The organism is Celeribacter ethanolicus, from assembly GCF_002407265.1.
Taxonomy (GTDB): domain Bacteria; phylum Pseudomonadota; class Alphaproteobacteria; order Rhodobacterales; family Rhodobacteraceae; genus Celeribacter; species Celeribacter ethanolicus.
Genome location: NZ_CP022196.1, coordinates 297,478 through 315,646, shown reverse-complemented (window position 1 = coordinate 315,646; position 18,169 = coordinate 297,478). Strand labels below are relative to the sequence as shown.

Below are 18,169 nucleotides of genomic sequence, written 5' to 3'. Positions count from 1 at the left end.
ATGTCTCCTCCACTTGCGCCAAAGCATCGCCTTTTCAGCGGCTTGTGCAAGGCCAAACGACATGGTTCAAAGGCACAAAGGAGGCCCCATGTCGAAAAGTCTCAAACGTGTCGAAACGGCGCTGGCCGACGCCGGTCTCACGATCCATGTGCTCGAGATGCACGGCTCGACCCGCACGGCACAGGAGGCCGCCGATCAGGCCGGATGCGATGTCGACCAGATTGCCAAGTCGATCGTGTTCAAAGGGACGAAAAGTGGCGCGATCTGTCTCTTCATCACGGCGGGGGGCGATCAGGTGGATCTGGCGAAAGCCGCGAGCGTGGCCGGAGAAGCTTTGGAACGCGCCGACGGCAAGGAGGTGCGCAAGGTCACCGGCTTTGCCATTGGCGGCGTCTCGCCAGTCGGGCATCTCACCCCACCGCATGCCTATTTCGATCCGAAACTGAGTACATTCGCGACGGTCTGGGCCGCAGCCGGCACGCCGCGCCATATCTTCGAGATCGCGCCCGCCGATCTCCAGCGCATCTCCGGGGCGACAGTGGCGGAGTTCACCGCCTGACGTCACCCCCGTTCCGCGAAGCCTTTGAGCAATTCCGAAAAGTCCGCCATATCCGGCATCGACTCGAACACATGTTCGGCGGGCGTCGTGACCCAGGACAGGCGTTTGGCCACCATAGTCTCGATATAGGGTCGACACCACGCCTGAATCTCCGGGTCTTCCGTATCGAACAGCGTCGGACGGATGTTGGTCAGCGCCTCGAACCCGGTGATCCGGGTGAACATCCATGCCTTGCAGGACGGGCAGAAAAAGTGATCGAGCTCCGGCCCCTGCACCCCGCCTTTCACCACCTCACCCTGCACTTCAAGCCCCTCCGACGGGATCATCGCAGTCAGAGAAAAGGCCGAGGAACTCATCTTCTTGCAGCCATCGCAATGACAGGCGGCGGTCATCACGGGAACTGCGGAAACAGTTAAAGTCACCGCCCCGCAGCGGCATCGTCCGGTTTTCTGCAACATCATGTCGGCCCTCCTCATGCGCCCCAGCATGCATGATGGCAACAGATATGACCAGAACCGGTCTCACATGCGCACCGTCTTACATGCGTCCAGAACGCCTTAAGAAACTGATAAAAAACATAATTTCAAAATAATGTAAAAAACATTCACATCACCCCTTGCGGGACAGCCCTGACCTCCCCATCTTTGCAATGTGAAAGACATTCACATCCACTGAAACCCACGACACACACCGAAAGAAAGATGACATGACCCAAGTCGCCTCCACATACACCCCCGCAGAGACCGCCACGAGCTGGTTTCGCCGGGCAGAGGCCTGGCTCGACGACAAAGGCAAAGGCGCCTGGATCGCGACCATGGTCCTCGGTTTCATCTTCGTCTGGCCGGTCGGCCTCGCCCTTCTCTTCTACATGATCTGGAGCAAACGCATGTTTTCCTGCAAATCCCGCCCGCAATCGCCCTTTGGCCGTGGCTGTGGCCCGCGCGCCTTCCGTGAGAACCGCCATGAGCGGTTCCGGACCATGCATGCCGCGATGCGCTCCTCGGGCAACACCGCCTTCGACGCCTACAAGGAAGAAACCCTGAAACGGCTCGAAGAGGAACAGGACCAGTTCGAGAACTTCCTCGAACGTCTGCGCGCCGCCAAGGACAAGGCCGAGTTCGACCAGTTCATGGACGACCGCAGCCGCCGTACCGCCGAAGACCGTGCCGCCGCCAACAAGGATGAGGACGCAGACGCGAACACCGACAAGGCAGACGCCTGATCGTCCACCCGATCCTTCACAGAGCAAGCCCGAAACGGGCTTGCCTCCCCCGAAGCGAGCAACGAGAATGCAGAGTATGAGTGCTTATCAAGATGACCACTGGGGTCTGCCGGACCCCGATCGCCAGCCCGGCTTTTACGACAGCCTGCCCACGAAACGCGCGCTGGCCTTTGTCGTCGACCTGATCGTCAGCGTGGTGATCGCCGCGCTGATCGTGCCCTTCACCGCCTTCACCGGCCTGTTCTTTTTCCCCTTCCTCGTGGCCGTGGTCGGCTATGTCTACCGGGTGATCACGATTGCGAACAGCTCGGCGACCTGGGGGATGCGCCTCATGGGGATCGAGTTTCGCGACCGTTCCGGCACGCGGTTCGACCTTGGCATGGCCTTCCTGCACACCACGCTCTTCAGCGTCTGGTGCTCGATGGGCCTGCCGCAGGTGGTCTCCGTCGTCCTGATGCTCACCACGGCGCGCAAACAGGGGCTTTCCGATCTGATCCTCGGCTCCGCCGCGATCAACCGTCCCTCGGACTACTGACCCCGAATTTCCGGTCCGAAAGGTCAAAAAGGGCGCAGCTTTGCGCCCTTTGTCGCGTTTTCAAAGAAAAGCACACCCAAGGCTTGCGAAATGAAACGGAATTGCTACCTTTTTCCTGAACCGTTTACGCGTCCTTTGGAAATTCCTCGTAAGTCCACCTCATGCGTCACTCCCTCCCCCTTGCGCCGCAGTTCTACGTGACCGCGCCCCAGCCCTGCCCCTATCTCGACGGCCGGATGGAGCGGAAACTCTTCACGTCGCTGCAAGGGGAGCATGCCGAGCAACTCAACGACAGCCTGTCGAAACAGGGCTTCCGCCGCTCGCAAAACGTGCTCTATCGTCCCACCTGCGCGGATTGCAACGCCTGCATGTCGGCGCGCATCAGGGTGACCGATTTCAAGCCCTCGAAATCCCAGCGCCGGGCGATCAACAAGAACAATTACCTCAAACGTGCCGCCACCTCGCCTTGGGCGACCGAGGCGCAATATGAGCTGTTCCGCGAGTATTTAGAGACGCGCCACGCCGACGGCGGCATGGCGGATATGGATGTGTTCGAGTTCGCCGCGATGATCGAGGAAACCCCGATCCGCACCCGCGTCATCGAATATTACATCCCCAACGCCGCCGGGCAGCCGCGCGAGCTGGCTGCGACCTGTCTGACGGACCTTTTGGATGACGGGTTGTCGATGGTCTATTCGTTTTACAAACCCGATCTGATCAAGGACAGCCTTGGCACCTATGTGATCCTCGACCATATCGAGATCGCCCGCGAGGCCGGCCTGCCCTATGTCTACCTCGGCTATTGGGTGCCGGGTTCGCCGAAAATGGGCTACAAGGCGCGGTTCTCCGCGCTTGAGGTCTATCAGGGCGGGCAATGGATCGACCTGAAAGATCCCGACGAGTTCTCTTCCGACACGCATCCTCTGGAAAGCGAGCCGATTGCCCAGCAGGTGGCGAAGATTGACCTGCCGGATATGCAGGGCACACGGGCGACTAAGCCGGAGGTGTAACGCCCAAACAAAAGCGCGGCCCTCGGAGCCGCGCTTTGTTATTTGCCGTTTGGCGGAAGCCTCAATGCACCTTCACCGTCCCCATCATCGCGCGCGGGTCGGTCCGGAGCGTGGCGTCGATCAACAGGCCCAGTTGCTCGGCCAGCGACACCGCCAGCGGGGCGACATCGGCGCGGACCAGAAGCATGGCCATGAGACAGGCATCCTCGCGTTTGCCGCGAGCGGCGAGGCACACAAATTGCGCCAGCACCGCCTCATCCGCACCGAGGCAATCGCAGCTCATGCCGTGATGCACCAGAGGCCGCCGGGCGTGGCGCTGGAACACCAGCATCATCTGATCGAAGATCCGGCCCATGTCACTGCCCTCTCGCAACGCGTTCGAACCGCGAAACAGGGTGACAACCATACGCCCCTGCTCGTTGAGCTGCGACAGTTTCCCCACCGGTTGCGCCCCATCGCGGGCGTCTTCACTCAATTGGTCGATGGCACGGGCAGACTGGAAAGACATGTTCGGGCTCCTTTGCGGGGCTGCGATTAAATACCCTAGTCTTTTTATAAGACATTAGTCACAACGCAAGGGATTCTTTTGCCCATAAGAAAAGCCCCGCCGAAGAGGCGAGGCTTTGTCTTTTTCCGGGTCTGTTTTCTGAGCGGTTTGCCTATTTCGACAAAAGGTTCGGCACGATGGTGACGATGTCCGGGAAAGTCCAGAGGATCCCGAGGCCCAGCACCTGAATGAGCACGAAGGGGATGATGCCCTTGTAGATATGCCCGGTGGTGACCGACGCCGGCGCCACACCGCGCAGGTAGAACAGCGCGAATCCGAAGGGCGGGGTCAGGAAGGAGGTCTGGAGGTTCACCGCGATCATGATCGTCACCCATTTCGGATCCATCGTCCCGCCGTAGATCACCGGACCGACGATGGGCACGACGATGTAGATGATCTCGAGGAAATCGAGCACGAAGCCCAGCACGAAGAGCACCAGCATCACCAGCAGGAACACCGTGAACTCGTTGTCGAAGCTGCGCAGGAAGCTCTGGATGTAATGCTCGCCGCCGAAGGAGATCACCACGAGGTTCAGCAATTGCGAACCGATCAGGATGGTGAAGACCATCGACGTGACCTTGGCCGTTTCACGCACCACGATGCCCAGAGTGCCGTCGGAGAACAGCACCCAGCAAGCATAGAGAATGCCGAACATCGCGTAGTAATAGGCGCCGAGTGCGACGAGATAGGCGGCCCAATCCTCAAACGGCACATTGCCCCGGCCCAGACGCAGGTCGAAGTTGCCGCCAATCAAAAGCATCACGACGATGGCAAAGGCCGCCCCGAGGATTATCTTGCCCGGCTTCTTGTGATCGGCGAGCTTGCGATAGGCGGCGAGCAAAAGCGCCCCCCCGGCCCCAAGACCGGCCGCTGGCGTCGGGTTGGTCACACCGCCGAGGATCGAGCCGAGCACGGCGACGATCAGCACCAGCGGCGGGAAGACCACGCGGAACAACTCGTTCTTCGACAGATGCTTCGCCGCGTCCTTGAGCCCGTAGGCCAGCGCAATGAACGGAATGAAGTAGATCGCGAAGGCGGTACCCGAAGAGGTCTGCGGCCCAACGAGGAGCGCGTCGAGCAGCAGCACGGCGACGATCCCGCCCGCGCCGATCAAAAGCGGCGCCGGGTTCGCGAGCGGCGCCACACCGCGCCCGAAGGCCAGCGTGATCGCCAGCATCACCATCACGGTCAGAAGACCGGTGCCGAGCTTCGGCGCATTGGCGATGGCCTCGACGGTAAGCTGTTCGATCTGCTCCGGCGTGCGCTGCACCGATTGCTGCGCCCCGCCCGAGGCTTCGATCGCGGCCTGCTCGGCCACGGCCTTGTCCCATGCGCTCTGGCCATGCAGCTCGATCATCGCCGCCTCACATTGCGCCGACACGTTGGTGCGCAGAGACGCGGTTGCGCCCGCCTCGGTGAATTCGGCGACATGAATGTTCTGCGAACCGGAGAGGCCGAACTGGCCGGAGAACACCGCGCCCCCGATCAGCAGCACCGGCACGGCCACCATCCACAAAAGCCCGTCGCGACGGGTCATGGTCTCGTGGTTCGTGTGTTCGAGATGCACCGGCGGCGCCTTATGCGGGTTGAACATGGCAAAACCGAAGGCATAGAGCGCATAAAGACCGGCAAGGAACACGCCCGGCAGCATCGCGGCCTGGAACAGCGTGCCGACGGAGACCACGGCAGGCTCGCCAAGATAGGTCAGCGCATCGGAACAACCGACCGCCTGCGCGCGGGCTTCCTGAGCGGCGGAATAGATGTCCCCCGCAAGCGTGCCCAGAAGCACGATGACGATGGAGGGCGGAATGATCTGGCCCAAGGTGCCGGAGGCGGCGATGACGCCGGTGGCGAGCTGCGGCGAATAGCCGTGGCGCAGCATGGTCGGCAGGGACAAAAGGCCCATGGTCACCACGGTCGCGCCCACGATGCCGGTGGAGGCCGCGAGGAACGCGCCCACGATCACCACGGAAACCGCCAGACCGCCCGGAAGCGGACCAAAGACACGGGCCATGGTGGTCAGGAGATCGTTGGCGATCTTGGAGCGTTCCAAAACGATCCCCATCATCACGAACATCAGAACGGCGAGCAGCGTCTCGATGGAGGCGCCCGCGAAGACGCGTTCGTTCATCCGGTTGACGATAAAGGACAGGTTGCGATCCACCGCCTGCTCCCAGCCGCCGGGGAACAGGGATTCCGAGACCGTTGGCAAATCCGGGTATCGGAAATGCGAGATCATATTGGGGTTCACGCCTCCGTTCACCAGATCGCGGTAGGCCTGCGAGCCGGTGTCGAGCGCCTCATGGACGAGGATGCCCGCGCTGTCCAAGGCTGCGATGATCCCGAAGGACATGAGCCCCGCACCACCGATGGCAAAGGCCACCGGGAAGCCGGTGAGGATACCGCCGAACAGGCAGAGGAATACGATGATGAGGCCGATTTCTACGCCATCAAGTCCGAAAAACATATCTGATCCGCCTTATTCTCAGAGTGCGCCTTCGTAGGCTTCTTCGCCTTCGCCGAGGCTGTCCTGGTCACGATATTTCCCGGCGCTCTCCTCGCCCTCCACGAATTCGAGGAAGGAGCGGTAGAAGAACGCGAGCGCCTGAAGGATCACCAGAGCGAGGAAGCACAACATCAGGATCTTGAAAAGGAAATAGCCGTTGAACCCATTCGCGGAGAAGGAGATCGTCTCGACGTTCCATTTCACGATCCGGGCCTTCATCAGCATCCGGTCGAGCGCATCGGAGGCCGAGACCTTCGGTGTGATCAGGTGCCGCCAGAGGAAGAACCAGGCGTACATCCAGGTCAGCAAAGCCACCGGCAGCATGAAGAACAGCGAGCCGAACATGTCGATGGCGCGTTTGGTGCGGTGCTTGACGCCCGCATAGACCAGATCGACCCGCACATGGGACCCCTGCACGAAGGCGTAGGAGACACAGAGCGCGACCACGAGGGCATTCTCAAACTTGAGGCTCTCGGCGAACCAGCCGACCGATTGGGTAAACCCGCCACCGAAGGGGGAAATCGTGATCTCGCCTTGACGGAACACCGATTGCAGGAAAACGACCATGATCTGTTGCAGCACCATCAGTAGACCGGCCCAGGCCGCGATCCGGCCCGTGGTGTTGGCGATTTTCTCAAGCCCACGCACCAGCGCCCAGAGGAACGGCCGATAGAAAAAACCCACGAGGGTGATCACGATCACCACATCGAAAAACACGAACAAAAGCTCTTTCGACCCGCCGTAATAGACGAAGCGCAAAAGGCTTTCCTTGTCCGACCAGTCGAGCCAGAGGCTCGGGTGGCTGATCGCGTAGATGATGTGCCAGAACCCGAGCCCGAGGTTGACGAAAAGGCTCACGATCCCGTCCACCACGGCGCCGAGGAACGACCCGCCGCTCTGTTCTTCCATCTTGTTGTTCCCTTCCCGGCTCCTGCGTTGAGGAGCCGTTCCCAGTGATATTATTCCGGTGATTTTACATCTGTCGGGCCGCTTTACGCCCCTCGCCCCGGATGAGCAACGCCCGGAGCCAAAAATGCGCGCGAAAACCGCGCGCATTTCCCGTTTTTTATCCCGTTTTCACGGCTTACTCCGCGGTTGCCGCCATCACGCGGTCGCGCTGCGGAGTGTAGTTGCCGTCCGACCGCCCGATCCAGGCCGAGGTCGCCGCCATGGAGGCCTCGTAATGGGTGCGGATCTCGGCAAAGATCTCGTCGCCCATGTAGCCATCGAGCACTTCCTTGGCGGCCATGCCGAAGGCGGTCCAGACATCGTCGGAGAATTCCTTGAGCTGGGTACCGCCCTGAATGAGCCTTTGCAGCGCCGGACCGTTGTTGGCCACGAAGAGCGCATAATTGTGCTGGTGACACTCGCCCGTGGCCAGTTCGATGACCTTTTGCTGCATCGGGCTCAGGCTTTCGAACACTTCGAGGTTCGTGGTCACGCAAAGCGCCGCGCCCGGTTCGTGGAAGCCCGCCGGATAGTAGAAGTCACAGACCTCTTGCAGGCCGAGCTTCTCATCAGACCACGGGCCGATCCATTCGGTGCCGTCGAGCGCGCCGGAGGACAGCGCCTGATAGATCTCACCGCCCGGCAGCACCTGCACGGAGGCGCCAAGCTTCGACACGGTCTCGCCGCCGAGACCCGGCATGCGGAACTTGAGGCCCTGAAAATCGGAGGGCGATTTGATCTCCTTGCGGAACCAGCCGCCACCCTGCCCGCCGGTCTGGCCAGCGATGAAGCCCTTGAGGCCGAAGATTTCGCCCAGCTTGTGGTGCAGCTCCATGCCGCCCATGGAATAGTACCACACCATCATCTCCGGCGCGGTCATGCCGAAAGGCACGGTGGTGAAATAGGCCAGTGCCGGATGTTGGCCGGTGAAGTAATATTCGCAGCCATGGTACATATCGGCCTGACCGGCGGTCACGGCGTCGAACACCTCGAGCCCTCCGACGAGTTCACCTGCGGCTTTCGCGTCGATGGTGAGTTGGCCATCGGTCAGCGCGTCGACATTGGCGGCGAAACGTTCGACGGAATCCCAAACCCCCGCCAGACCGCGCGGCCAGGTGGTGACCATGGTCAACGTGCGCTTGCCCTGCGCATACATCGGTGCGGCCAGCGTCGATGCGGCCGCAGCGGTTGCGCCCCCCAGAGCAGAGGTTTTCAGAAAAGAACGGCGGTCCATAGAGTAAGTCCTCCCAAGATTGTCTATGGCGATGGCAGTCTGTCCGGCCCTTCCCTGCGCATGTTTCCTCCCGGCAAGTGGCGCGAAAGGCGCGCTTGCAACCGGACATGGCGGGTCCTTCACGGACAAACCGAACAAATCGTGATGTTAACGTTATCGGCGGTGAGGCGGTGTTGAAATACCCAACACTACGCAGTCAGGGATTTTTTGTGACTTCCAGCACTGTAAATTCGTAATTTTCATGCCGCGCAGCAGAGAAATTCGTGGAATTGACGCCCTCCCCCGGCACGTTATCCTGCGACCGGGCCAACAGAAGATCACCGAAGGACCTGCCTCATCGCCTTGCTGCTCCCCGAACTGACCTATGCACGCAAGCTCTTCCTGCTTGCCACGTTGCCGCTGATCCTCTCGGTGGCGGCAATCGCGCTTGTGGTCGCACACCAGTCGCGGACCATGGCCGAACGGGAAATCGCCGAGCTTGAGGACCAGATTCTTTCCGCCAAGCGACAGGAGTTGCAGAACTACCTGCAACTCGCGCGCAATTCGATCACCACGGAATACAGCCCCGCGCCGCCCGATGACGAAGACGCCAAGCTGCGGGTCACGCAAATTCTCGCGGCGATGACCTATGGCACGGACGGGTATTTCTTTGTCTACACCTATGACGGCACCAACCTCGTGGCGCCGCGCGACACAAGGCTGATCACCCGCAACTGGGCCGGGATGACCGACAGTGCCGGCACGCCCATCACCGATGAGCTGATCCGGCTGGCGCGTCAGGGCGGCGGCTATCATTCCTATCTCTGGCCCAAGCCCTCGACCGGCGAGGACGCGCAAATGATGAGCTATGTCATCGGCTTGCAGGACTGGCAATGGGCGATCGGCACCGGCGTGTTCATCGACGACGTGCTGCGCTCCGTCGCCGCAGCCCGCGCCGAGGTGGAGACGCGGGTGACCCGCACCTTCGGCTATATCGGCGCGATCACCATGGCGGCGGTGCTTCTGGTGTTCATGTCCGGGCTGACGATCACCATTCGCGAACGGCGGCTGGCGGACGGCAAATTGAAGAAACTCACCCAACGGATTTTCGACACGCAGGAGGAGGAACGCGGACGGGTGGCGCGCGAGTTGCATGACGGGATCAGCCAGATCCTGGTCGGGGTGCGCTATGCTTTGGAACTCGCACGGCGGCAGCTCAACGCGGGCGATCCGAAAGCGCCTGCGAGCCTTGACCGGGGCGTCGAGATGCTGGGCGGCGCGATCGGTGAGGTGCGGCGCATCTCGCGCGACCTGCGCCCCGGCATTCTCGACGATCTGGGGCTTGGCCCGGCGCTCAAATCGCTGACGGAAGAGTTCGAGGCGCGCACCGGCATCAGGACCGAGCTGGAGACCGTGGTGTTTCGCAACCGGCTCGACGAGGAGGCGCGGATTGCCCTGTTCCGCATCGCGCAGGAAGCGCTGACCAACATTGAGCGCCACGCGCAAGCCACAGAAGTCACAATGAAACTCGCGGGGCACCGCACGGGCGCGACGCTTCTGATTTGCGACAACGGTCGGGGCTTCGACCCCTTGGATGTGGGCAAACGCGGGCGGGGACTGGGGCTTCGAAACATGGCGGAGCGCATGGAGCAGCTCGACGGGCGCCTGACCATCACACCGCTGCACCCCGGCACCGCCATTGACGCAACCGTACCGTTGAAGCATATCCTTCCGCCCGCGACCTCCGGTCGCCCGCCATCTCCAATAGGAAGTGCCAGATGACGACGACACCGACTCGCGTTTTGATTGTCGACGACCACCCGATGGTGGCCGAGGGCATCCGCGCGCTTCTGGAAACCTTCGATGATCTCGAAGTGGTCGGAACGCTGTGCAATGGGCGGGAAGCGGTGGATCGGGTGGAGGCGTTAGCACCAGATGTTGTGTTAATGGATCTCAACATGCCCGAAATGGGCGGATTGACGGCGACGGAGCTGCTTTTGGAGCGCCGCCCGGAGACGCGCATCCTCATCCTGTCGATGCATGACGGCCCGGAATATATCGGCGCGGCACTCAGCCACGGCGCCAAGGGCTATGTCTTGAAGGACGTACCGACCGAGGCAGTGAAAGACGCCATCGACGCGGTGATGCGGGGCGAGAAATACCTGTGCGACGGCGCGCAAGCCGCTATAAAACCAACGAAAATTCGCGACGGGCGGGAGCCTCTGACGGATCGGGAGACGACGATCCTTCTGGAACTGGCGCAGGGCAAATCCAACAAGGACGTGGCTGCCGCGCTGGATATCTCCGTGCGCACGGTCGAGACCCATCGCAAGAACATCAAGCGCAAGCTGGGGATTTCCTCGACCGCGGGCCTGACGCGCTATGCGATGGAGCATGGGGTATTGCAGGGGACAGGTCGGTTTTAAAAAGCGGTTCCAAAACCCCGGTTTTGGCTGTCGGCAAAGCGTCGGATTTGTGTCGGACTTTTGTCGGGCACAATTTGGAGCGCCCTTATCGGGCGCTTGCCTCCGGCGGGAGTATTTTCCCACGGAAACCGGATCAGGCCGAGAGCCAGCCTTCGAGCTTGGTTTTGTCCGGCAGGCCGCCCGCATGCACCAGCTTGCCGTCGATGGAAATGCCGGGGGTGGACATCACGCCCGCCATGGCGATGGATTTCGGGTCGGTGACTTTTTCCACCTCGACCTCGAGACCAAGCTTTGCGGCGGCCTCGCGCACCATTTCGGCGGTGGTTTCACAGCGTTTGCAGCCGGGGCCGTAGACTTTGACGGTTGTCATCATATGTCTCCTTTCAGAAGATCAGGTTGAACAGAAAGCCGACGGCGAGAATGCCACTGCCGACGACGCCGATGAACACGGCGATCAGACGATAGGTCAGCACCTGTTTGAGGATGATCATTTCGGGCAGCGAGAGTGCGATCACGCTCATCATGAAGGCCAGAACCGTACCAAGCGCCGCGCCCTTGCCCAGAAGTGCCTCGACGATGGGGATCACACCCGCGGCGTTGGTGTACATGGGGATGCCCATCACCACGGCGGCGGGGACAGACCACCAGGCATCCGCGCCCATGATACGGACCATCAGGTCTTCGGGCACATAGCCGTGGATCAGCGCGCCCATGGCGATGCCGAGGAGAATCCAGACCCAGACCTTGCCGAAGATCTCTTTCACGGCCTGGATGCCAAGCCGGTAGCGGTCGACCATGGTCAGGCGCTCACCCTCTGGCATGTCAACGGCCCCTGCCCCGGAATGGATGTCGCGCACCCAGTCCTGCAACCAGCCTTCGAGATTGAGCTTGCCGATGACGAAGCCCGCAACCACGGCGATGCCGAGACCGAAGGCCAGATAGGTTGCCGCCACCTGCCAGCCGACGAGGCCGAACAGCAGGACCAGCGCCACCTCGTTGACCATGGGGGCGGCGATCAGGAAGGAAAAGGTGACGCCCAGAGGCACGCCCGCCGAAACGAAACCGATGAACAGCGGCACGGCGGAGCAGGAACAGAAGGGCGTCAAGACGCCGAGACCGGCGGAAAGCACATTGCCGACGCCCTCGCGTTTGCCGGAGAGGAGCGCGCGGGTTTTCTCGGGCGAGAAGAAACTGCGCACGACGCCCATGGCAAAGACGATGAGCGTCAGGAGCATCATCACTTTCGGCACGTCATAGAGGAAAAAGGCGATGGCCTCGCCCGTGTGGCTGTGGCGTTCGACCGGGAGCTGCGCGGTGAGCCAGTCGGCCAGCGGTTGCAGCCGGTGATAGATCAGCCACCAACACACGACAAAAGCCGCGACGCCCAGATGCCAGAGCCAATCCGGGCGCACGGGATGGGAGGGGTGAGTTTGGATCGTGCTCATGCGGCACTCCTTTGCTGGCTCAATGCGTCCTCGGCCCGGAACACGGCGTCGAGCACGGCGCGAATGTCTTCGGAGAGATCGGGGTTCAGACTGTAGCGCACCCATTGCGCATCGCGCCGGTCGGTGACGAGCCCGGCCTGTTTCAACACCTGCATATGCCGCGACATCCGGCTTTGCGTCGCGCCGATGACCCGCATCAGCTCACAAACGCAATGCTCGTTGCCGTCATAGAGAAGGCGCATGGCATCGAACCGGGTGGGTTCAGAGAGGGCGGACAGGATAGGCAACATGGCGGAAATCTCCTTATGCGCATAAACGCATAAACCAGTTTGCCGCGCATCGCCATGCGACAGGTTGTCCAACCGGGTCTCCGAGTGGATGTGCAAAAAGAAAACGCGCGGGAGATGTCCCCCGCGCGTCCAGAAACTCTCAGGCTGTGGCCCGGATCACTCTTCGATCATCGCCAGAACGCGGTTGCGCTGTGCGGTGTAGAAGCTGTCGGACTGGCCCATCCAGGCGGAGGTGGCCCTCATCGAATCCTCGACGGATTTACGGATTTCCACGAAGAGATCGTCGTCCATGTACTGGTCGAGAACCTCTTTCGAGGCGCGACCGAAGGCCTCCCAGACGTCGTCCGGGAATTGCTTGATCTGGGTGCCACCGGCGATCAGACGTTGCAGCGCCGGGCCGTTGTTGGCGAGGAACAGCGAATAGTCGAACTGGTTGCACTCGGCGGCAGCGTTGTCGATGATCCGCTGTTGCGCGGGCGTCAGGGACTGGAACACCTCGAGGTTGGTGTTGACGGACAGCGCCGAGCCCGGCTCGTGGAAGCCCGCCGGGTAGAAATAGTCACAGACCTCTTGCAGGCCGAGACGTTCGTCGGACCACGGACCGACCCATTCGGTGCCGTCCAGAGCGCCGGAGGAGAGTGCCTGATAAATGTCACCCGCCGGCATCACCTGCACGGAGGCGCCCAGCTTGCCGACCACTTCGCCGCCGAAGCCCGGCATACGCAGTTTCAGGCCCTGGAAATCGGCCACCGAGGTGATTTCCTTGCGGTACCAGCCACCACCTTGCGCGCCGGTCTGGCCGCCGATGTTGGTGTGCAAGCCGAAGATTTCGCCAAGGTTGCGGTGCAGTTGCAGACCGCCCATGCCGTAATACCACACCATCATCTCGGGCGCGGTCATGCCGAAGGGCGAGGTGGTGAAGAAGGCCATGGCCGGGTGCTGCCCGGTGAAATAGTACTCGGCGGAGTGGTAGATGTCGGCCTGACCGGAGGTCACGGCGTCGAACACCTCAAGACCGCCGACCAGCTCGCCTGCCGCCCGCGCCTCGATGGTGAGCTGACCGTCGGACATGGTCTGAACGCTGTCGGCGAAACGCTCGACGGCGTCCCACACCCCCGCAAGGCCACGCGGCCAGGAACAGACCATGGTGAGCGTACGGTTACCCTGCGCATACATCGGCGCGGCCAGCGTCGAGGCGGCGGCGGCAGACCCGCCCAGAGCGGAAGTTTTCAGAAAAGAGCGGCGATCCATGGGTTGTGTCCTCCAAAAGGCGCGCGAGGGGGAGCCCCGCGCCAAATCGCGCGCACCATAGAGAGGGGCTGCGGAAGATTGAAGAGGGGAATGCGCGACATTTTGCGCGAATGTTGCGCGGAGGTGCAGAGGGGGGGATGGTTTATTGCGGAGGGGGCTTAGAGATCACAGAGGTGGTTAAACTTTCGGATGAAAGCAGCTTGCAGATCGGGGTCAGATTTGAGTTTCTCTTTATAGTTACAAAGGTACTCACGAATGGCGTCATCCAATTGCTTTCGGTAAACGACCTTTTTGTCATAGTCTATCGCAACATCGCCTGATGCTTTGATCTTCCAGCCACCTTTTGTACGCGCTTCATGTAGCAAGCCACAGCGTACATTGGCGTAAAAATCCACAGCAACATCTTCACTGACAAACCATTCTTTAAACGGCTCACTCGATGAAAGAAAGTCGCAGAACAATTCCTTACTCTTCGAATATTCGTGTGCGGAAAGTTGCTCGCCGTTTTGGGGAAAACGATAATTTTTGCCTACCTTAAGTGCCGCAAGGAATTCGATGAGCGCGCATTGAATTGAGACAATCGTAAATCCTTCACCATTCGTCTGATCTTTCAACCAATCAATTGGACCTAAATATCTAGTGTACAAACGCGTTTTCAGAAATTTTACATAGGTTTCCTCCCATAGCTCTACAGTCGCGCCTTGCGAAAGTTGATCTCTTTGCGCTTTCCAGTCCCCCACGGTCCGATTACCTGCAATTTTGGTGCTCAAATTTTCTGTCATTTTAGAAATCCTAAATTCATCTACTTCGATTAGTTAAGTGCAAACACCGAATGATAATACATGAATCGTGTCTTTTCCCTCCTTCCCAAAAATAAGGGGCGCGGCTTTCACCGCACCCCTCGCCTGATAAAATCTTAGGACGAAATCCCCTGCCCGGCTTAGCCGATCAGCGCGCCATCCTCACGCCACACGGCGATCACCGAGGAGCGCGGTTTGCCGTTGCCGTCCGGCCAGGAGCCGCCCGGGTGCTGGATGCCGACAAAAGCGACTTTCTTATCCGCAGACCAGGTGAGGCCCGTGACCTCGGCGCCGTTCGGCGCGGTGAGGAAGCGGGCGATCTCGCCGGTTTCTGTGTTGCCGATCAGCATCTGGTTGTTGCCCTGACCGGCGAACTCGCCTTCGTTGCTGTCTTCGCCGTCGGTCTGGATCCAGAGGAAGCCGTCAGACGAGAAGGCCATACCGTCCGGGGAGTTGAACATGTTGCCTTCGTTGACGTTCTCGGAGCCGCCGTAAGCGTTGTCGTAGACGGTCGGGTTACCGGCCATGACGTAGAGATCCCAGCCGAATTTTTCGGAGCCGTGATCTTCGCCTTCCGGGCGCCAGCGCACGATCTGGCCGAAGTTGTTGACCTCACGCGGGTTCGGCCCCATCGCCGGTTGCTCGTCACCGCCCGCGTTGGTTTTCACACCGCGGTTCTTGTTGTTGGTGAGCGCGCAATAGGCTTCGCACTTGAGCGGGTTGGCGGCGATCCATTCCGGGCGGTCCATGGTGGTCGCGCCGACTTTGGAGCCTGCTTCACGGGAAAACACGAGGATTTCTTCCATCGACATGCCAGTGGTTTCCGGCGTCAGAGCCAGCCACTCGCCGGTCAGGTCGTCGTTGAACTTGGCCACGTAAAGCGTGCCGTCGGACAGCAGGCCTTCGGTCGAGCCACCTTCGGTCCAGGTGCCGTTGGAGACGAATTTATACATGAATTCGCCACGCTCGTCGTCACCCATGTAGACCACGACACGACCATCGGCGGCCTGCACCATTTCGGCGTTCTCGTGCTTGAAACGGCCCAGAGCGGTGTGTTTCACCGGGGTCGAGGTCGGATCGAGCGGGTTGATCTCGGTGACCCAGCCGTGACGGTTCGGCTCGTTCGGCTCTTTCGAGAGGTCGTAACGCGCATCGAATTTCTCGTAGGCGTAGCGGCCTTCGCCGCCGATGCCGTAGCGCTTGAGGCCTTCGGTTTCGGTGAATTCGCCGGTGGCGCCGAAGTAACCGTTGAAGTTCTCTTCACAGGTCAGGTAGGTGCCCCAGAGGGTCTTGCCGGAACCACAGTTGTTCATCGTGCCTTTGGGCGACATGCCTTCCGGATCGGCATTGGTTTTGACGAGATCGGAACCGGCGGCCGGGCCGTCCATGGTCATCTGGGTTTCATGGGTGATGCGGCGGTTGTAGGGGCTGTCGACGACAACCTCGTAGCCGTTGCCATTGTCGGCGACTTCCACGACGGTCACGCCCTGCATGTTCTTCAGCAGCGTCACTTCGTCGGCATTTTTCGGCATGCCTTCGGAGTCGGCGGGCAGGTTGATTTTCGGGTTCACATATTCGGAGTTGATCGCGAGCACGGTTTTGTCGCCGTCGGTGAAGGTCTCCATGCCGTCGGTGTTCTCGCCAAACACCTTGTCGGACATCGCAACCGGCACACCGGTCTCGGGCGAATAGGCGCCCTGAGCTTCGGAGAACAGCGCATCGCCCCAGCGCACGAGGACCTTCCACTGGTAACCTTCCGGCACGTGGACGTCGAAATCGGTGCCGATCGGGATCGGCTTGAAGGCAAAGCCTGCGCCTTCCGCACGCGCGGCGGTGGTGGAGGACATCAGCCCTGCGCCCATGGCGAGCGCGCCGGAGCCGAAGGCCAGAGCGCCGCCGAGGAAGCCACGGCGGGAAATTGCACGTTCGACGACCGCGTCGAAACCGTTGGTGTTCGGGCGCGGGTCGCGCATCTCGTCAAAATCGTCCCACGACAGGTCGACGATATCCTGATCTTTCATGTCTCGCTCCATTGAGTGCGTTGCTTGAGAATCGATGACGCAGCCCATGTGCGGGGGGCAGGTCTTCTGGCGCATCAGGTGCCAAGCGCGCGCAACAGTTCCGTGACACCGATGTGACAGCTCCGTGAAACCGGGGCCTCCCGCCGACTGTCCCCACGTCAGTTGTGCACCCGGCAGGACGCCCCTGCCCCTGCACGGTTTCGCTCACATATGTATCAACAGCCTTCGCGCCCTCTTGCCGGAGCGCCCCGGCATGGGGCATGCTCCCTGAACCACAGCGTCACAACACCGGCCCGCGATCCTGTCACGGAGGGCAGACGTGAAAGCCAGAGAGGCGCGAAGGCCAGAGGATTGGGAGGATCCGAGATGTTGGAAACGGCCCTGTTGCAGGACGGGAGCGGCACCCCCTTGCTGCGCGACACGCTGACCGCAACCCGCGAATGGTCGGTGGTGAACGATTTCTGCCATCGCGCCTATATGCCGCTCTCGACCCATCCGCTGACTGCCGGCATGGACCCGAACGCCACCATCCGCATGCTGGACATCGGGCGGATCACCTTCAGCCGGTTCTGTTTCGGCACACCGACGCGGGCCGACGATTTCGATCCGGACAGCGGCAATATCATCGTGGTCAACACGCTGCGCGGCTCGGTGCGTCACCCGGTCGGCGGCAATGATGCCATCGACACGCGACCGGGCGACAGCTACGTGGTGGATTGCAGCCGCACGCAGTACTGGAACCTCGCCGACGGCGACGACCTGCAACTCAATCTGACGATCCCGCACAAGCTGATGGAGGAGACCGCCGCGCGGTGGTACGGCTTTGTGCCGGAGGACGATCTTTGGAAGAAACGGCTGATTTTCGGCGCGGGGCAGTCGGCCTGGCTGTCGCTTTTGGACTATGCGACGCGCTCGCTCGATGCACGACATGACCGGATCGGCGATCCGCTGACCGAGCGGCGGATCGAGGAGATGATCTGTCTCGAGTTGTTGCGCAACTGGGCGCAGGCATCGGGGCTGAACCTTGAAACCGGCGCGCGGGCTGCCGCGCCGCATTACGTGCGCGAGGCGGAGCGGCTGATGCGGCAAAGCGCCGAGGACGCGCCGACGATCACCGAAATCGCCGCCCGGCTCGGCATCACCGCACGCAGCCTGTCGGAGGGCTTCCGGCGGTTCCGCGGTCTCACCCCGCATGAATTCCTGAGTGCCGCCCGTCTCGATGCGCTGCACGCAGCCTTGCGCGCCGCGCGACCCGGCGAGACCGTCACCGCGATCGCCCGGGCCCGCGGTTATGTGAACCTCGGCGCGATGACCGCCCGCTACCGGGAAAGGTTCGGTGAAAGCCCGGCACAGACTTTGCGGCGGGGGCGGCATTGAGGGTTAAGGCTTCCTGACG

At 61.2% G+C, this 18,169-nt stretch carries 18 protein-coding genes; 7 read left to right on the top strand and 11 right to left on the bottom strand.

The window, feature by feature from the left end:
• The first annotated feature begins 88 nt into the window (after positions 1-88).
• Positions 89-559 carry a YbaK/EbsC family protein gene (locus CEW89_RS01430; protein ID WP_066701471.1) on the top strand — a complete coding sequence of 157 codons (471 nt, stop codon included), beginning with the start codon at positions 89-91 and terminating at the stop codon, positions 557-559.
• Between the two features lie 2 nt (positions 560-561).
• On the opposite strand, the gene CEW89_RS01425 is transcribed toward CEW89_RS01430, so the two are convergent.
• Positions 562-1,020, bottom strand: a complete 459-nt coding sequence (locus CEW89_RS01425; protein ID WP_096804634.1) for a GFA family protein — start codon at positions 1,018-1,020, stop codon at positions 562-564.
• Between the two features lie 245 nt (positions 1,021-1,265).
• Between CEW89_RS01425 and CEW89_RS01420 the strand changes: the two genes are divergently transcribed.
• From CEW89_RS01420 to CEW89_RS01410, 3 genes are all read left to right on the top strand, one after another.
• Positions 1,266-1,781: a DUF2852 domain-containing protein gene (locus tag CEW89_RS01420; protein WP_096804633.1), complete on the top strand. Its 516-nt coding sequence runs from the start codon at positions 1,266-1,268 to the stop codon at positions 1,779-1,781.
• Positions 1,782-1,857: 76 nt separating this feature from the next.
• On the top strand, positions 1,858-2,316 hold the full coding sequence (locus CEW89_RS01415; protein ID WP_096804632.1) for an RDD family protein: 459 nt from the start codon (positions 1,858-1,860) through the stop codon (positions 2,314-2,316).
• Between the two features lie 161 nt (positions 2,317-2,477).
• Positions 2,478-3,326: an arginyltransferase gene (locus CEW89_RS01410; RefSeq protein WP_096804631.1), complete on the top strand. Its 849-nt coding sequence runs from the start codon at positions 2,478-2,480 to the stop codon at positions 3,324-3,326.
• A gap of 61 nt (positions 3,327-3,387) precedes the next feature.
• Here CEW89_RS01410 and CEW89_RS01405 read toward each other — a convergent pair whose 3' ends face one another.
• From CEW89_RS01405 to CEW89_RS01390, 4 genes are all read right to left on the bottom strand, one after another.
• A complete protein-coding gene (locus tag CEW89_RS01405) occupies positions 3,388-3,834 on the bottom strand; it encodes a hypothetical protein (RefSeq protein WP_096804630.1) in 447 nt (148 codons plus the stop codon).
• A 151-nt stretch (positions 3,835-3,985) separates the two neighbouring features.
• A complete protein-coding gene (locus tag CEW89_RS01400) occupies positions 3,986-6,340 on the bottom strand; it encodes a TRAP transporter large permease (protein ID WP_096804629.1) in 2,355 nt (784 codons plus the stop codon).
• Positions 6,341-6,358: 18 nt separating this feature from the next.
• Positions 6,359-7,288 (bottom strand): TRAP transporter small permease subunit, encoded by a 930-nt coding sequence (locus tag CEW89_RS01395; protein ID WP_066701458.1) that lies wholly within the window; start codon positions 7,286-7,288, stop codon positions 6,359-6,361.
• 175 nt (positions 7,289-7,463) lie between these two features.
• Positions 7,464-8,561, bottom strand: a complete 1,098-nt coding sequence (locus tag CEW89_RS01390; RefSeq protein WP_096804628.1) for a TRAP transporter substrate-binding protein — start codon at positions 8,559-8,561, stop codon at positions 7,464-7,466.
• 336 nt (positions 8,562-8,897) lie between these two features.
• Between CEW89_RS01390 and CEW89_RS01385 the strand changes: the two genes are divergently transcribed.
• On the top strand, positions 8,898-10,322 hold the full coding sequence (locus CEW89_RS01385) for a cache domain-containing protein (protein ID WP_096804627.1): 1,425 nt from the start codon (positions 8,898-8,900) through the stop codon (positions 10,320-10,322).
• Complete coding sequence (locus tag CEW89_RS01380; protein WP_096804626.1) at positions 10,319-10,966, top strand: response regulator transcription factor; 648 nt, start codon at positions 10,319-10,321, stop codon at positions 10,964-10,966. The genes CEW89_RS01385 and CEW89_RS01380 overlap by 4 nt, the downstream gene beginning before the upstream one ends.
• 133 nt (positions 10,967-11,099) lie before the next feature.
• Here CEW89_RS01380 and CEW89_RS01375 read toward each other — a convergent pair whose 3' ends face one another.
• The 6 genes from CEW89_RS01375 to CEW89_RS01350 all read right to left on the bottom strand — a co-directional run bounded on the left by CEW89_RS01375 (position 11,100) and on the right by CEW89_RS01350 (position 16,773).
• Positions 11,100-11,336, bottom strand: coding sequence for a thioredoxin family protein (locus tag CEW89_RS01375; protein WP_096807091.1), 237 nt, complete (start codon positions 11,334-11,336; stop codon positions 11,100-11,102).
• Positions 11,337-11,349: 13 nt separating this feature from the next.
• Positions 11,350-12,411, bottom strand: coding sequence for a permease (locus CEW89_RS01370; protein ID WP_096804625.1), 1,062 nt, complete (start codon positions 12,409-12,411; stop codon positions 11,350-11,352).
• Entirely contained in the window at positions 12,408-12,701 is a 294-nt protein-coding gene (locus tag CEW89_RS01365) for an ArsR/SmtB family transcription factor (RefSeq protein WP_066701447.1), read from the bottom strand. Before CEW89_RS01365 ends, CEW89_RS01370 begins: the two co-directional genes overlap by 4 nt.
• Before the next feature lie 156 nt (positions 12,702-12,857).
• Positions 12,858-13,952, bottom strand: coding sequence for a TRAP transporter substrate-binding protein (locus tag CEW89_RS01360; RefSeq protein WP_096804624.1), 1,095 nt, complete (start codon positions 13,950-13,952; stop codon positions 12,858-12,860).
• Positions 13,953-14,110: 158 nt separating this feature from the next.
• Positions 14,111-14,734: a hypothetical protein gene (locus tag CEW89_RS01355; RefSeq protein ID WP_096804623.1), complete on the bottom strand. Its 624-nt coding sequence runs from the start codon at positions 14,732-14,734 to the stop codon at positions 14,111-14,113.
• A 158-nt stretch (positions 14,735-14,892) separates the two neighbouring features.
• On the bottom strand, positions 14,893-16,773 hold the full coding sequence (locus tag CEW89_RS01350; RefSeq protein WP_096804622.1) for a PhoX family protein: 1,881 nt from the start codon (positions 16,771-16,773) through the stop codon (positions 14,893-14,895).
• A gap of 366 nt (positions 16,774-17,139) precedes the next feature.
• Here CEW89_RS01350 and CEW89_RS01345 point away from each other — a divergent pair, with 366 nt between their 5' ends.
• Positions 17,140-18,150 carry a helix-turn-helix domain-containing protein gene (locus CEW89_RS01345; RefSeq protein WP_096804621.1) on the top strand — a complete coding sequence of 337 codons (1,011 nt, stop codon included), beginning with the start codon at positions 17,140-17,142 and terminating at the stop codon, positions 18,148-18,150.
• The last annotated feature ends 19 nt before the right edge of the window (positions 18,151-18,169 follow it).